This is a genomic window from Novosphingobium sp. BW1, assembly GCF_008107685.1.
Lineage (GTDB): Bacteria > Pseudomonadota > Alphaproteobacteria > Sphingomonadales > Sphingomonadaceae > Novosphingobium.
Window position 1 is genome coordinate 1 of the sequence record NZ_VIRF01000124.1, and the last position, 475, is coordinate 475.

A 475-nucleotide genomic window follows, 5' to 3' on the forward strand; every position below is an offset into this window, starting at 1 on the left:
AGCAGCGCGTCGCCCACGCAGAGCAAGGCGCCCCAGGCCAGCGGCAGGCCGAACAGCAGCTTCAGGGCGATGGCGGTGCCGATCACCTCGGCCAGGTCGCAGGCGATGATCGCCGTCTCGCAGGCCAGCCACAGCAGGCGGCAGGTGCTCGGCGAGTAGCGTTCGCGGCAGGCCTGGGCCAGGTCCAGGCCGCTGGCGATGCCCAGGCGCGCGGACAGCGCCTGCAGCAGCATCGCCATCAGGCTGGAGAGCAGGATTACCGAGAGCAGCAGGTAGCCCAGTTGCGCGCCGCCGGCGACGTCGGTGGCCCAGTTGCCCGGGTCCATGTAGCCCACCGCGACCAGGTAGCCGGGGCCGGCGAAGGCCAGCAGGCGGCGCCACCAGTGGCCGCCACCGGGGACTTCGACCGGTTGTGCGCGACCGGGCTCGGCGGTCTGGGTGGCCGGGGTATCCTTCGCGGACATGACGAAGCTCC

The 475-nt window shown here is 72.4% G+C and carries 1 protein-coding gene; it reads right to left on the reverse strand.

The genetic code is table 11. The features are described 5' to 3' along the window. Positions 1-464, reverse strand: a 464-nt coding sequence (locus FMM79_RS20460) for an Nramp family divalent metal transporter (RefSeq protein WP_205466779.1), incomplete at its 3' end; no start/stop codon positions are given. Positions 465-475: the final 11 nt, after the last annotated feature.